The organism is Pseudomarimonas arenosa (genome assembly GCF_014841215.1).
In the GTDB taxonomy this organism is placed as follows: domain Bacteria; phylum Pseudomonadota; class Gammaproteobacteria; order Xanthomonadales; family Xanthomonadaceae; genus Pseudomarimonas; species Pseudomarimonas arenosa.
Genome location: NZ_JACYTR010000035.1, coordinates 1 through 14511 on the forward strand (window position 1 = coordinate 1; position 14511 = coordinate 14511).

Annotated in this window: 15 protein-coding genes; 7 read left to right on the plus strand and 8 right to left on the minus strand. The window is 62.2% G+C overall.

Features of this window, described 5'->3' with window-relative positions:
* Positions 1 to 119: 119 nt before the first annotated feature.
* The 3 genes from IFO71_RS14320 to IFO71_RS14330 all read right to left on the minus strand — a co-directional run bounded on the left by IFO71_RS14320 (position 120) and on the right by IFO71_RS14330 (position 2388).
* Positions 120 to 1202, minus strand: a complete 1083-nt coding sequence (locus tag IFO71_RS14320) for a phospholipase A (protein ID WP_192030333.1) — start codon at positions 1200 to 1202, stop codon at positions 120 to 122.
* 32 nt (positions 1203 to 1234) lie between these two features.
* Complete coding sequence (locus IFO71_RS14325) at positions 1235 to 1663, minus strand: DUF1569 domain-containing protein (RefSeq protein WP_192030334.1); 429 nt, start codon at positions 1661 to 1663, stop codon at positions 1235 to 1237.
* A 107-nt stretch (positions 1664 to 1770) separates the two neighbouring features.
* Positions 1771 to 2388, minus strand: coding sequence for an arylesterase (locus tag IFO71_RS14330; protein ID WP_192030335.1), 618 nt, complete (start codon positions 2386 to 2388; stop codon positions 1771 to 1773).
* Between the two features lie 85 nt (positions 2389 to 2473).
* Between IFO71_RS14330 and IFO71_RS14335 the strand changes: the two genes are divergently transcribed.
* From IFO71_RS14335 to IFO71_RS14350, 4 genes are all read left to right on the plus strand, one after another.
* Positions 2474 to 3208, plus strand: coding sequence for an ABC transporter ATP-binding protein (locus tag IFO71_RS14335; RefSeq protein WP_425502898.1), 735 nt, complete (start codon positions 2474 to 2476; stop codon positions 3206 to 3208).
* Entirely contained in the window at positions 3205 to 5703 is a 2499-nt protein-coding gene (locus tag IFO71_RS14340; RefSeq protein WP_192030336.1) for an ABC transporter permease, read from the plus strand. Before IFO71_RS14335 ends, IFO71_RS14340 begins: the two co-directional genes overlap by 4 nt.
* A 73-nt stretch (positions 5704 to 5776) precedes the next feature.
* Positions 5777 to 6367, plus strand: coding sequence for a c-type cytochrome (locus IFO71_RS14345; RefSeq protein WP_192030337.1), 591 nt, complete (start codon positions 5777 to 5779; stop codon positions 6365 to 6367).
* 313 nt (positions 6368 to 6680) lie between these two features.
* Positions 6681 to 6890 carry a cold-shock protein gene (locus IFO71_RS14350; RefSeq protein ID WP_192030338.1) on the plus strand — a complete coding sequence of 70 codons (210 nt, stop codon included), beginning with the start codon at positions 6681 to 6683 and terminating at the stop codon, positions 6888 to 6890.
* A 118-nt stretch (positions 6891 to 7008) separates the two neighbouring features.
* Here the strand turns inward: IFO71_RS14350 and IFO71_RS14355 are convergent, their stop codons facing one another.
* The 3 genes from IFO71_RS14355 to IFO71_RS14365 all read right to left on the minus strand — a co-directional run bounded on the left by IFO71_RS14355 (position 7009) and on the right by IFO71_RS14365 (position 8853).
* The gene (locus IFO71_RS14355; protein ID WP_192030339.1) at positions 7009 to 7773 is read right to left on the minus strand and encodes a hypothetical protein; all 765 of its coding nucleotides are present in this window, start codon (positions 7771 to 7773) and stop codon (positions 7009 to 7011) included.
* Positions 7774 to 7903: 130 nt separating this feature from the next.
* Positions 7904 to 8458, minus strand: a complete 555-nt coding sequence (locus IFO71_RS14360; RefSeq protein WP_192030340.1) for a hypothetical protein — start codon at positions 8456 to 8458, stop codon at positions 7904 to 7906.
* Positions 8455 to 8853: a cytochrome c gene (locus IFO71_RS14365; protein WP_192030341.1), complete on the minus strand. Its 399-nt coding sequence runs from the start codon at positions 8851 to 8853 to the stop codon at positions 8455 to 8457. The genes IFO71_RS14360 and IFO71_RS14365 overlap by 4 nt, the downstream gene beginning before the upstream one ends.
* An 89-nt stretch (positions 8854 to 8942) precedes the next feature.
* On the opposite strand from IFO71_RS14365, the gene IFO71_RS14370 reads away from it, so the two are divergent.
* Complete coding sequence (locus IFO71_RS14370; protein ID WP_192030342.1) at positions 8943 to 9731, plus strand: tRNA threonylcarbamoyladenosine dehydratase; 789 nt, start codon at positions 8943 to 8945, stop codon at positions 9729 to 9731.
* A 123-nt stretch (positions 9732 to 9854) separates the two neighbouring features.
* Here the strand turns inward: IFO71_RS14370 and IFO71_RS14375 are convergent, their stop codons facing one another.
* Together IFO71_RS14375 and IFO71_RS14380 are read right to left on the minus strand one after the other, a co-directional pair.
* A complete protein-coding gene (locus IFO71_RS14375; RefSeq protein WP_192030366.1) occupies positions 9855 to 10619 on the minus strand; it encodes a TatD family hydrolase in 765 nt (254 codons plus the stop codon).
* An 8-nt stretch (positions 10620 to 10627) separates the two neighbouring features.
* Positions 10628 to 10849: a DUF6116 family protein gene (locus tag IFO71_RS14380; protein WP_192030343.1), complete on the minus strand. Its 222-nt coding sequence runs from the start codon at positions 10847 to 10849 to the stop codon at positions 10628 to 10630.
* Between the two features lie 154 nt (positions 10850 to 11003).
* On the opposite strand from IFO71_RS14380, the gene IFO71_RS14385 reads away from it, so the two are divergent.
* Positions 11004 to 12167: an acyl-CoA dehydrogenase family protein gene (locus tag IFO71_RS14385; RefSeq protein WP_192030344.1), complete on the plus strand. Its 1164-nt coding sequence runs from the start codon at positions 11004 to 11006 to the stop codon at positions 12165 to 12167.
* Between the two features lie 77 nt (positions 12168 to 12244).
* On the plus strand, positions 12245 to 14509 hold the full coding sequence (locus IFO71_RS14390; protein ID WP_192030345.1) for a thiamine pyrophosphate-dependent enzyme: 2265 nt from the start codon (positions 12245 to 12247) through the stop codon (positions 14507 to 14509).
* Positions 14510 to 14511 lie beyond the last annotated feature (2 nt).

Genomic DNA, 14511 nt, shown 5'->3' on the forward strand with positions numbered 1-14511 from the left:
GAGGGCCGTGCCAGCGCCGAAAGATCGCGAACACTCTGCTATCTCAACACCATCGGTCGAAACTCTCGCCCCGCTTGGAATTGCCGGATCTTTCGGCGCGACCTCATGAAATATCCGGGCTAGTACCAGGGCAGCAGGGACACGCCCAGACCGACATAGGTTGCGCGATGGTTGTAGTCGATCAGGCTCTCGCCGTAGCCGTCGAACAGCTGAAAATGGCCACGCAGATTACCGACCAGCGGAAAGCTCCAGTCGAGCTGCAGGGCGCCATTCGAGTCGTCCCCGCTGCGCAGGGAATGGCGCAACATCAAGGCGATTTCGTGGTCCTTGCGGCGGTGGACGATGTGCAGGTCACCGCGGCCCATGTAGTTCTCGATGTCCGGGTTGTCGTCGTCGTGCGATGACTCCGGGATGCGCCACCACGGACGCAACTGCACAACCCAGTTCTCGCGCTCCATGGCGGCCGTGAGCATGAGGCGATCCCAACTGCGTGACAGCGGCAGGCCGCGGCCATTGCTCTGGTGCACGGCACTGAGACCGAACATGCGTCCGCGCCAGCCACCGAAAGGTTGGTCGAAGCCAAATACCAGCATCGCTTCCGGTTCGTAATTGGTTTCGCGGAACGGTCGCGACTTGTCATCGTCATACAGCTGCCAACGCGAGCTTTGGGTGTAGCCGAACCATAGATCGCCGCGATCGTGAATCAGACCTTCGATGAACTTGGTCTTGAAGCTGAGTTGAAACTTGTTCTCGACATTGCGCAGGCCCAGCGACTCGGTCACCGTGTTGGCGGGATTTTCGCTGCGCGGCAACTGGTTGGGATGACTGCTCCAGACCAGGGGCAGCAGGTAAATCGGCTTGTGCGCACGCAGGTTGAAGGTGCCCAGCTTGGCGTGATCGGCCAGTTCCCAGCGTCGATCGAGCAGTGAGGGCGTCAACAGCACTTCGGCGGAGCGGTCGATCGCCTCGACCTTGGCCCAGGGGCTGGGGTCGTTGCGATAGATATCCTGTCGGCGTTGCTCGACGTGCCTTTCGTGTTCGGCGGCGGCCAAGCGGTCATAGCAGGCCAGACGCTCTGAATCAGACTGTAGCAGTCGACAGGCGAGCAAGGCGCTGGGGGATTCGTCGCTGGCGGGAGCAGTCGAGGGCAGCGTGAGCAAGGCCAGCAACAGGGCCAGCCTCGCGTGGATTGAATGATTCATGCAGGCAGGCCCGCGGTGTGTAAGGGCAAGGTTCAAGCGACCAGCTCGATCTTGGCCGCATGGTCGGCCAGATGCATCAGGTGGGCGCGAAGATAAGACTCGCGACCGAGTGGGCCATAGGCGAAGTGCGGATGAAACTCGCCGCTAAAGGCGAGGAAGTCATCCAATGCCTTGTGCAAACGTCGGCAGGCGGCGTGCAGGTGCTGCATGCTCAAGGCCTCAGCCCCCGGAATAGGCGCTTCCAGGTCGTGATGCATCGCGCCGGCACGCTGAAATGCAGCATTGGCCAGCCGTCCCAGACTGGACTGAAACCACTCGGGTTTCGGCTCAGGATAACCGGTGAGCGAGAATTCGATGCTTTGAGCAAGATGTTCGATCACCTGTGGCACCGGCCAGGCGGTCTGACTGTGCACCTCGGTGGCGCTCTGCAGACGGCTGAGCCACGCGCGTGCCGCGCTCATGTCGGGAAACCTGGAAACCGCTGACGGCTGTCCTTGCAACCACCACAACGGGCCGGCGACCGCGCCGGTCGTCAGCGCGCATGATGCAATCAGCCACCGACGTCGCTTCATGGCGTGGCCTGATGTGCGACGGTGCCGGCTTCCACCTTGGTCATCAGTTCAGATAGCGCCGGCCGGACATGAGCCGCCAGGGCCGGCTGCGCCGCGGCATTCGGATGCAGCTGATCGGGCAGAAAGGCATCGCGCGACTCAGCCACCGGTTCCAGCAGGAAGGGAAGCAGTGAAACTGCATGTTGCTGGGCTAGCTCATGGTACATGCCGATGAACTGCTGGGTGTAGTCGGGGCCGTAGTTGGGTGGGATCTGCATGCCAATCAGCAGGACTTCACTGTCGGCACGCTTGGCAGCCTCGATCATGGCAGACAGATTGTTCTTGGCCAGATCCAATGGCAGCCCGCGCAGACCATCGTTGGCACCCAGTTCGATCACCACGATGTCCGGCCTGTGTTCAGCCAATGCGTTGATGATGCGCGTCTTGCCGCCGGCCGTTGTCTCGCCGCTGATACTGGCATTGATCACCTCCCAGCCCCGCGCTTTCACATCCGTTTGCAGCAAACTGACCCAGCCTTGTTCACTGGATAGGCCAAACGCCGCCGAGAGCGAGTCGCCCATCACCAGAATGCGTTTCGATTGTGCGGCCTGTGCCAGGCTTGAAATCGCCAGCATTGCCAGCACCATGACCATTAGCCATGGCGCGATCCGGGATGAGTCGGTCAATCTGTGCGGCGGGATCTTGATTGAGTTACCAAGCATGAGTGCAGTTGTGGATCCAATGAATAAAGAGGAAATCAGCAGGCCGGGCCTTGAGAGCCGCGGGCCTGCGTCCGCGATGGTGTCATGCCGCGAGGTCAGCAAGCACGTGCCGCTGCCGCATGGTTCACTCACCATTCTGGACACAGTCAGTCTGACGATCAATGCCGGCGAGGCCGTGGCGATTGTTGGCGCTTCAGGCTCGGGCAAGTCGACCTTGCTGGCCTTGCTGGCCGGGCTCGACCTGCCCTCGAGTGGCGAGGTCAGTCTCGATGGCCTGATCTTGTCCGCACTGGATGAGGATGGACGTGCCGCGGCGCGGGCTTCCCGGGTCGGATTCGTATTTCAGAGCTTTCAGCTGCTGCCTTCGCTGACGGCGCTGGAAAATGTCATGTTGCCGCTGGAACTTGCCGGCAATCGCTCGGCGGAAGTGGAAGCTAAAGAGTTTCTGCAGCGAGTGGGCTTGAGCGAGCGACTGGGACACTACCCGCGTCAGCTGTCTGGCGGCGAGCAGCAGCGCGTAGCGATCGCGCGTGCCTTCGCCTGCAAACCGAAGGTGATGTTCGCCGATGAGCCGACCGGCAATCTGGATACCGAGACCGGCCGGGCGGTGGCAGACCTGCTGTTTGAGCTCAATCAGCACCATGGCACGACACTGATTCTGGTCACCCACGACGAACGCCTGGCGGCGCGCTGCCATCGACAGCTGCGCATGGCGGCGGGGCGGTTGCTGTGACAGCGCTGCGCATCGCCTGGCGGCTGTTGCGTCGTGATCTGCGCTCGGGCGAGGTGCGCGTGCTGCTGTTCGCCCTGGTGTTGGCGGTGACGGCGATTTCCAGTGTCGGCTTTCTGACCGATCGGGCGGGGCGTGCGCTGGAATTGCAGGCCAACGCCCTGCTTGGCGGTGACGCGCTGATTCGCGCGGACCAGCCGATCGCCGATGGGCCGCGTGCACTGGCCGCTGAACTCGGGCTGCGCAGCAGCGAAACACGCAGTTTCCCCAGCATGCTGCGGGTCGGCAGCACGTTGCGCCTGTCTGATCTGAAGGCAATGAGTGCCGAACATCCTTTGCGCGGCAGCTATCGACTGATCAATCTCGAAGGGCAAGAGGTGATCGAGACCCGGCCGCCGCCTGCCGGTGAGATCTGGCTGTCGCGCAATGGCGCTGATCGACTTGCGGCCAAGCTGGGTGACCCGGTGGTAGTCGGGGCCAGGACCCTGCGTTTGACCGGATTCGTGATCGATGAGCCTGATTCGGCGCTCGATTACTTCAACTTCGCGCCGCGCGCCTTCTTTGCGCTGGAGGAACTGCCGGCTACCGAGTTGGAGCTGCCCGGCAGCCGCATCACCTATCGTTTCGCTGTTGCTGGCGCGCCCGGCGCGGTCGAGACCTGGGTCGCGGCACAGAAAGACAGCCTTGGGCGTGGCCAGCGGCTGGAAACCGCCGCCGATGCGCGTCCCGAGATTCGCTCGGCGTTGAACCGGGCCGACCGCTTCCTCGGTCTGGCGGCGATGATTGCGGTCATTCTGGCCGGTGTGGCCGTGGCGATGGCCAGTCGCCGTCACGTGCAACATCATCTGGATGGCTGTGCTGTGATGCGCTGCATGGGCGCCTCGCAGCGCACGCTGCTGAGTATCCACGTCGGGGAGCTGGTCTGGCTGGGCCTGCTTGGCTCAGCGCTGGGGCTGGCCCTGGCCTGGCTGTTGCAGTACAGCGTCGGCTCGATGCTTGAGCAGGTGATGGGGCTGCCGATCCCGGGCGCTGGCTGGCGACCCGCGGTGCACGGTGTGGCAGTGGCCGGTCTGGTGTTGATGAGTTTTGCATTGCCGCCCTTGATCAGTCTGAGTCGGGTGCCTTCGATGCGAGTGTTGCGCCGCGACATGCCAGCCGGTTCGCCCAGTGCCTGGGCAACCCTGGGGTTGGGTGTCTCCGGGCTGATCGCCATGTTGTGGTGGCAGGCGGCCGATCTGACCCTGGCCGCCGTCGTGCTGGGCGGCGTGGCCGGCACCTTGCTGGTCTTGGCCGGCCTTGGTGCCTTGCTGGTTTTGGGCTTGCGTGGATTGCGCAGCCGGGCGCGTGGCGTGTGGCGGTTTGGTCTGGCCTCGCTGGGTCGGCGCTCGGCCGGAAGCATCGTGCAGATCAGTGCGCTCGGCCTCGGGCTGATGGCGATCCTGTTGTTGACCTTGGTGCGCACAGATCTGATCGCGCGCTGGCAACAGGCCATTCCAGCGCATGCGCCAAACCGGTTTCTGGTCAATGTGCAGCCTGATCAGCTGGAGGCGGTGAGACAGCGCCTGCGCCAGGCTGGCGTTGAACAGCCTGCGCTGTATCCGATGGTGCGCGGTCGACTGGTCAGTGTGAATGCTCAGGCCGTATCGGCCGATGACTATGCCGAGGAGGGGCGACGCGCCCGGCGTCTGGCCGAGCGGGAGTTCAACTTATCGACCATGGCCGAGCTGCGTTCGGACAACGAGGTGGTGGAAGGGCAGTACTGGACCGCGGCCAATCAGGAGCGAGCGCAACTGTCGGTGGAGCAAGGGCTTGCCACTACGCTGGGATGGAAGCTGGGTGATCGGATCGGATTTGACCTGGCCGGTTCTCGGGTAGAAGGCGAAATCACCAGTCTGCGCAAGGTCGACTGGGAGAGCTTCCAGCCCAACTTCTTTGTGCTGATGTCGCCCGGCATGCTCGAGGGCTACCCGACCAGCCATATCAGCGCGTTGCGCGTTCCTGATCAAGGCAAGGCGGTGCTGAATGCGATGCTGACTGAAATGCCCAATATCAGCATGGTCGATATCGACGCCATTCTGCAGCAGGTGCAACGCACGGCCGATCAGGTCGCCACGGCCGTGGAATACGTGTTCGCATTCACTCTGATTGCCGGCCTGCTGGTTTTGTTTGCCGCGATCAGTGCCAGTCAGGATGAGCGGCTGCTCGAAGGCGGGGTGATGCGAGCGTTTGGGGCCAGCCGTCGACAGGTGCGTGCCGCCCAGCTGACTGAGTTTGCTCTGATCGGTGGACTGTCGGGAAGCATCGGCGCCATCGCTGCCAATGTCATTTCGGGTCTGGTGTCCAGCCAGGTGTTCGACTTGCCCTGGCAGTTCAACGCCTCGGTGGCGAGCGCTGGCATGGTTGCCGGGACCCTGCTGGTGATGACGGCCGGCCTGTGGGCCACTCGGCGCATCTTGGCCAGCTCGCCAGCGACCACTCTGCGTGCGCTGCAGTCTTGACGGCGTTTGACTTTGAGCAATCAGCGCGCTGGCTGAGCCGTTAAGCTGTCAGGGTTGGCAACGGAGAAATGCAATGGCAGCTTCCCACGTTCACCGCAGGCCCTGGTTGCTGCTGCTAGTGGTCGGCCTGTTTGGATCGGCGGTTTCGGCGGATGAGCATGAGCCGGCCAACCCTGGCAGTGCTGACACCGAAGCCTGTCTGTCCTGTCATGGTTCCGATGGCAGCTCGCTGGCGCCGATCCTCGAGGGACAGGACGAAGCCTATCTGAACCAGCAGATCGCGCGGTTTCGCGACCATGCGCGGCAGTCGTTTCCGATGGATGCCCTGACTCAGGGCCTGGACGACAAGACCATTGCGACCCTGAGTCGAGAGCTTGCTTCGCGCCGTTGGCCGTCGCCGCGGTCGGAGAGTGGTCCCGCTGAACCTGCGGTTGCCGCGACCGATGACATTGACCTTTCCGTCTGTGCCGAATGCCATGGCAAGCGGTTGATGGGGCGGTCCGGAATTCCGCGGCTGGCCGGTCAGCGCAGCCCCTACCTGATGCAGCAACTCGAGGCGATCGCTGATGAGCGCCGCCCCCACCCGGGCGATGTGGGTAAGTCACCACCATGGAGCCGCAGCCAGACTCGTGCGCTGGCGCAGGCCTTGGAGATGGAGCTTTAAAACGCTGAATTCGGCTGTGGCCGAATTGTCGCAATCGGTTGTCATCCCGTGGTCACAGTGTGGCTCCATCACCTGCCATTTCACTGAAACGTCGAGCTGATGTGAAGAAAGTGCAGGGCCAGGCTGTGAACTGCTTCACGTCTGGATTTTGTTGGGATAGACTCGATTTCGCTGTGATTGCGGCAGGTCGGGCCTAGCCTGTCCTGGGGGGATTGCGCGGTACCGCAGTGCGGATTCGAGCTGTCGCTCAAATGCAATGCAGTGGGGAGTCGCGGGCAACCGCGAATTGCGAACAGTTGCGAGGAGCAGATTCATGTCGGAGCGTCAAATCGGAACCGTTAAGTGGTTCAACGATGCCAAGGGTTTTGGCTTTATCAGCCGCGAGAACGGTGACGATGTATTCGTACACTTTCGGGCAATTCAAGGAACGGGCTTTCGCTCTCTGCAGGAGGGGCAGAAGGTGAGCTTCAAGGTTGTGCAGGGCCAGAAAGGCCTGCAGGCCGACGAAGTACAAAAGGTCTGATTCAAGACAGCCTGGTCCAAGGCGGCCTGATCGGCCGACGCTGTACTTCGAGCCCCAGCCTAGGTTGGGGCTCTTCTTTTCTATGCCGAGAGCGGCAGCGCTTCGGCAATGCCAGCACTCAGCGGCCGATCCGCTCATCAACGATGTACTGAGCCGGCAGGCCGCTGATCGAGCCACTGTCCAGGTTGACCACCGGGTGATAGGCGAGATCGCCGGTCGGATCGATGATCACGTTCTCGTCGAACTGCAGGTTCTCGGCGTTCAGAACGCCCAGATTGAGGATCGCACCCGCCGCCAGCATTGGCTGACTGAGATTGACCGCGTTATGCTCAAATCGGCTGTTATGGATGTCGAGGCGACCAAGGTTGATCAGTACGCCGCAGCTGCGACCGAGGTCCTTGACGTGGTTGTAGGCAAACAAGCTGTTATGAACGGTCAGGTGGCCGTAGTTGAGAACGATGCCGCGCGCGTTCTCGCTGCTCGAATCAGTGATCGACACCTCATCAAGACGCAACTCGCCACGATTGCGAATGGCACCGAGACTGCCTTCAGCCAGGGTCAGTCGATGCAGTTGCAAGCGCCCCGTCTCAGTCACTTCCAGCAAGGTCATCGAGGCATCGCTGTAGCGACGAATTTCCGCGCCGCGCCCGTCGATTCTCAGTTGGCTGCGGATAGCCGGCAGCCCGAGCCTCTGCTCATCCGTTGATTGCAGGGTGTAGATGCCGCCCGGATACAGCCGAATGCGATGCGGACCTGGCCGCTGATTCGATTCGTGGATAGCGGCAATCAGTCCGTGAACATCACGGTTTCCGATCGAGAACTCCTTGGCCGAAGAAGTGGCCGGGAGTGCAAGTAGGCATAGGGTGAGCAGTGGCAAGCGCATCAGAGAGCCTCGTTGGCAAGAGCGGCTCCACCTTGGCAAAGAGGATTAGAGTCAATGCTCTGAGCGCGGCTCCGATTCTGCTTAGGGCGTCACGATTCTACATATCCAGTCGATTCGATTTTTCGTCGCACTATTGTTCGGGCGCTGTCGGTGCATCGGCTGCACCCGTTTCGATCTTTCGCACCAGTCGAGTGAACTGTTCCGCCAGTACTTTGTCGACGACCGGCGCGAGCGCCTCCAACTGGTGGGCTGGATCGCCGCTGACGCGATAGCTGAGACTGAGCTGCTGGCCAGCCTCGGTCGCCTTGATGTCGAACTGCAAGGCACCGGACAAAGCCATCGACTGCAGCGGTCCGAGTCCGCCGAGCAGGCGAAGTTGCGTGTTATGGGTGAAATAGCCCACTCGCATGTGCTCGGCTTCGCCTTGCGGCCAGCGTTCACAAAAGCATCCGCCAGCGCGAAGCTCGAGGGACAGGTTGGAGGCATCGCCGGACCAGGTATGGTCGGGATGCCACCACCCGGCCGGGTGAATCAGGGTCTGGAAGATCGAGGCTTGATCGGCTCTCAGCAGCGCCTCATGTCGTACTGCAAATCCGGCGGCGGACAGCTGCTGCACTTCGGCCTGTGCCGAGTAGCTACACAGCGACAACCCTATGGCCAAGCCCATGCGCTGTGTTCGGCTCATGACTTGTAGTCGCGATGGCAGGCTTGGCAGGCATCGCGAATCGGAGCGATGGCTTCGTTCAGCGCCTTGCAGTCGACGCCCGGGTTGTCGCGCGCATTGCGCGTGGCGGTGACCAGCTTGGCGGCATAGCCATTGAATATCTCGTCGTCCGGCAGCAACTCGGCGAACGAAGGATGCACATCATCGGCCAACAGCGCCAATGCTTGCAGATGCGGCTCGGCCTGGCCGAGGCAGTCGCTGGCCTTGGCGGCCTCGCGCAGCTCGCCGAAATGGTAGGCGGTGGTCTGCATCACGCCGCGCGGGAGTTCGGTCGATGCGCGTAGCGCCTTGAAGGCGGTGACGCCGACGAAACCTCCCAACACAAAACCGATCACAAGGCCAATCAACAGACGCATTGCATGCTCCAGGGTGGACAGAGTGCCAACAATCAGGCGGCAAGAATGCCTTACCATGCCCCGCCAAACCAAGCCTCAGCGATGCTTCCATGAGCCAGGTGTTACCCGATCCTCGATTTGCCGGCATTGATCGCCTGTACGGCAGCGGTGCGGCTGCGCGACTGGCGCAGCGCAGTGTGGTCGTGGTCGGTGTCGGGGGCGTGGGCTCCTGGCTGGTGGAGGCATTGGCCCGCAGCGGTGTCGGGCGGCTGCGTCTGGTCGATGCCGATGATGTGTGCGTAAGCAATGTCAATCGACAGTTGCCGGCGATGGAAGGCAATTTTGGTCAAGCCAAGGTGATGCTGCTGGCCGAGCGGGTGAAGAGAATCAACCCGGCCTGCGAGGTCGAGCCGGTGCAGAGTTTTCTGACTGCGAATAATCAGGCGGAGCTGCTGGCCGAGCCCTGCGATCTGGTGCTGGACGCTTGCGATAGCTTTCGCAGCAAGGTGGAGCTGATCGCCTGGTGCCGGCGCAACAAGCGCCCGCTGGTGGTCTGTGGCTCGGCGGGCGGTCGCACCGACCCGACCATGATCCGGTTGCGCGATCTGTCGCGCACCGAACAGGATGCCATGCTGGCCCTTATTCGCAAGAAGCTGCGTCAGGAGTTCAATTTTCCGAAGAACAAGGATCGCTATTTCGGCGTACAGGCGGTCTACTCGCTGGAGAATGTGCGCTATCCGCAGGCCGATGGCACGGTATGCGGTACGCGGCCGGCAATGAACGCCGATGCGGCGCTGCGACTTGAATGTGGCGCCGGTTTGGGCGCCGCCACCCACGTCACCGGTGCGTTCGCCTTTGCCATGGTCAGCAAGGCAATGGGGTTGTTGTTGAAGGTTTGAGGTTGGGGCGAAAGCGGTGGGCCACTGGGCGACCCGATCGAAGCCCGATGCGGTCCTGTGACCCCACCATCAGCGTGCAAACAGGCGCGTGGCATTGTCGTAGGGTGAGCCTGTGGCCCACCATTAGGCGTCGAAAAACAAGCGCGTGGCGTTGTTCCACGTGGCCTTAGCCAGCTCTTCCACCGAAATCCCGCGCAGCTCGGCGATCACCTCGGCGACACGGGGCAGGTAGCTTGGCTCATTGCGTTCGCCTCGGTGGCTGGCGTCGGGCTGATCGGGCGCATCGGTTTCGAGTAGCAGGCAGTCCAGCGGAATCTCTTTGACGATGCGTCGCAGCTTGCTGGCCCGATCATAGGTTACCGGGCCGCCGAGGCCGATCATGAAGCCGAGGTCGAACAACTGATGGGCCTGTTCCAGGCTACCCGAGTAGCTGTGAACCACGCCGCTCAGACCGCCCTTGGCACGCAAGCGGTGAATCACCTCTTCGACCGCCCGACGGGCGTGGATTACCAAGGGCAGTGCGTGGCGCTTGGCAACCTCCAGATGAGCCTCGAAACACTGCCGCTGTGGCTCTGCTGGCAGGCCTTCGACAAGAAAGTCGAGACCGCATTCGCCTACCGCTACCGCGGGGTGCTGTTGCAGCCAGTCGTCCAGCGCTTCGATATGTTCAGGCAGGTGGTGGGCGATATACATCGGGTGCAGACCATAGGCCGGGTGCAGATCAGCATGGGCTGCGCACAGTGCCTCGATGCGTGGCCAGGACGCGAAGTCGATCGCCGGCACCACCTGGCCGCCCACGCCCGCGGTCCGCGCCCGCTGTAGGGCGGCGTCACGGTCGACGGCAAATTCGTCGACATCGAAGTGGCAATGGCTGTCGAACAGGCGCACGGGCAGACTCAGCGCATGGCGCTTTCTTGGTTGGGCAGCGGCGTCGGCTTCTTCTTCCATCCGGCCAGCCACAGGGTGGCGCACAGGGTCAGCACTTCGTCGATGAAGGGAATCGGATCGAACGGCCACAACCAGGACAGCAGCATCAGGCCGAGCATGAGTTTGAACAGGGTAGGGTGGCGCAGGCGTTCGAGAAACGCAGCGACCACACCGAGCACGGGTAGGGGCACGTGGGCTCACCGCTGAGGGGGACTGTTCCACGCTAGCACACTGGGCAAATCCTGCATTGGGCAAGGTGCTGACTGAGCATTCTTCACAGACTCATGAAAAGTAATGCCAAGCCGCGCTAAAATTGTGCGCTTTACTCTCCGGATGTACCTCACCATGGCCCTGAACCCGACCGATCTCTATGACATCCGCTCCCTGCTCAGCGAAGAAGAGCGCATGGTGCAAGACAGCGTGGCGCGCTTCACCGACGAAAAAGTGCTGCCCATCATCGGCGAGTGTTTCGACAAGGGTCGATTCCCGGGTGAGCTGATCCCGGAGATCGCCGCACTCGGTCTGTTGGGCTCCTCGCTGCCTGAAGACTACGGCTGTGCGGGCCTCAACGGCGTGTCCTACGGCCTGATCTGCCAGGAACTGGAGCGTGGCGATTCGGGTATCCGCAGCTTCGTCTCGGTGCAGAGCTCGCTGTGCATGTACCCGATCTACGCCTACGGTTCTGAAGATCAGCGCCGTGAATGGTTGCCGTCGATGGCCAAGGGCGAGGTAATTGGCTGCTTTGGTCTGACCGAACCGCATGGTGGCTCGGACCCGGCCAACATGAAGACCCATGCCAAGCGCGACGGTGGTGACTGGGTGATCAATGGCGCCAAGATGTGGATCACCAATGGCAACCTGGCCAAGATTGCGATCGTCTGGGCGCAGACCGAGGACGGCATTCAAGGCTTTATCGTGCCGACCGATACCCCAGGGTTCACGGCGCAGGAAATCCACCGCAAGATGAGTCTGCGCGCCTCGGTCACCTCGGGCCTGTTCTTCGACAATGTGCGCATCCCCGATGCCAACCGACTGCCCAATGTGCGCGGCCTGAAGGGCCCGTTGGGCTGCCTGACCCAGGCCCGCTATGGCATTACCTGGGGCCCGATCGGCGCCGCTCAGGCCTGTTTGATGGAAGCGGTGAACTACAGCAAGGACCGTATCCTGTTCAATCGCCCGGTGGCGGCGACCCAGGCGGTGCAGATCAAGCTGGCCGACATGGCGCGACGGATCACCCTGGCCCAGCTGCTGTCGCTGCAGCTCGGCCGCCTGAAGGATGCCGGTACCCTGCAGCCGACCCAGGTTTCGCTGGCCAAGTGGAACAATGTGCGGATGGCCCTGGATATCGCCCGCGAGGCGCGCGACATTCTCGGCGGCAGCGGCATCACCACCGAATACTGCCCGATTCGCCACGCGCTGAATCTGGAATCGGTGATCACCTATGAAGGCACCGAGACCGTGCACCAGTTGGTGGTGGGACGTGAGCTGACCGGTATCAACGCTTTCTGATCCGGTCGATTCGTTGATCGATCTATCGCGGCGCCCTCGGGCGCCGCTTCGCTATCGCCAGAGAACACAATCATCCCATGGCTGCCATTCCGAACCCGATTCCCGCCCGCATGAAGGGGCTCAACCGCGCCGAGATCTGCGACCAGAACTTCATTGAGTTCGTGCAGAACTGGAACGGCAGCGTGCTGCCGGCGCCGCCGTCAGATCATCATCATTTGCCGGGCAGCGCCTGCACCGTGGCCGATTTTCTGGCCTTGTTCGAATCGCAGCTGATCAGTCGCCATCTGGATCTGATGGCGCGCGTGCTGCGCAAGCAGGACAAGGTGTTCTATACCATTGGTTCCAGCGGCCATGAAGGCAATGCCATGGTCGCCCGGCTGACCCGACATACCGACCCGGCCTTTCTGCACTATCGTTCGGGCGGTTTCATGGCCGAGCGTTTCCGCAAGCTTCCAGGCATGGATCCGGTGATGGACTCAGCACTGAGTTTCGCCGCCAGCGCCAACGACCCGGCCTCCGGTGGTCGGCATAAAGTGTGGGGCAGCAAACCCTTGTGGGTGTTGCCGCAGACATCGACCATTGCCTCGCATCTGCCCAAGGCCCTCGGTACCGCCGTGGCCGTCGAGCAGGCACGTCGAATCGGACATCAGCTGCCGATCCCGGATGACAGCATTGCGATCTGCTCGTTCGGCGATGCCTCGGCCAATCACGCCACCGCACAGACCGCCTTCAATACCGCCGCCTGGACGGCCTACCAGAAACTGCCGGCGCCAGTGCTGTTCGTGTGCGAGGACAACGGCATCGGAATCTCGGTGAAAACGCCCACCGACTGGATTTCGGCCAGCTTTTCCGGGCGTCGTGAACTCGACTATTTCTACGCCGATGGGCTGGATCTGGCCACCGGCTATGGCCAGGTACGCGAAGCGATTGAACACTGCCGCCGTAGCCGACGACCGACCTTCCTGCATCTACGCACGACCCGCATCATGGGCCACGCCGGCACCGATTTTGAAATCGAGTGGCGCTCGATCGAGGAGCTGTGCGCGGTCGAAGCGACCGACCCGCTGTTGCGCTCGGCCGAGATCGCCATGCAGAACGGGCTGATGACCCGCGATCAGGTGCTGGAGAAGTACGAGGCGATCCGGGCGCGCTGCTTTGCTGGCGCCGAGCAAGCCGATCGCACGCCGAAGATCGATTCGCTGGAAGAGGTGATGCGGCCGCTGGCGCCGTATTCGCCGGCCGAAGTCGAAATTGAAGCCGAGCGGCTGGATTATTCCGAGCGTCGATTGGCCGCGTTTGGCAGCGAGGCGAAGCTGCCGGAGAAGCTGCCGCCGCGGCATCTTGCGATCCAGATCAACAACGCCCTGCACGATCTGTTCTGCAAGTATCCAGAGGCCCTGCTGTTTGGAGAGGACGTGGCACAGAAGGGCGGCGTCTATACCGTCACCAAGGGGCTGTTCAAGGCGTTCTCCGGTCGTCGCGTGTTCAACACCTTGCTCGACGAGACAATGATCCTGGGATTGGCGCAGGGCTTTGCCAATATGGGCATGCTGCCGCTGCCGGAAATCCAGTATCTGGCCTATTTCCACAACGCCTGCGACCAGATTCGCGGCGAGGCCAGTTCCCTGCAGTTCTTCAGCAACGGCCAGTATCGCAATCCGATGGTGATGCGGATTGCCTCATTGGGCTATCAGCGCGGTTTCGGCGGCCATTTTCATAACGACAATTCGATTACCGCCCTGCGCGATATCCCAGGCCTGGTGGTTGGCTGCCCGTCGCGCGGCGATGACGCTGCCATGATGCTGCGTACCCTGGCGGCGCTGGCCAAGGTCGACGGGCGCGTCTGCGCGTTCCTGGAGCCGATTGCCTTGTATATGACCAAGGATCTGTACGAGGCCGGAGACGGTGGCTGGCTGACCCAGTACCCGCCGCCGGATCAGGCGATTCCGCTGGGCGAGGGCAGGGTATATGGCGAGGGCGACGATCTGTTGATCATCACCTTCGGCAATGGCGTGCCGATGGGCCTGCGTGCGCTGCGCCAGCTGGAGCAGAAGAAGCGCTGGAAGGGCCGTCTGTTCGATCTGCGCTGGCTGGCACCCTTGAACGAGAAAGCCATCGTGGCCCAGGCCAAGAGCGCCAAGCGCATCATCGTGCTCGACGAAGGTCGGCGCAGTGCCGGTGTCGGCGAAGGGGTCATTACCGCGATCACCGAGGCGGGTCTGGGCAAGATTCCACTACGCCGCGTGGTGGGTGCCGATACCTTTACGCCCTTGGCCGGTGCCGCCTTCCTGGTGCTGCCGAGTGATCAGGAGGTGGTCGAAGCGGCCCTGGCCCTGGCATGATG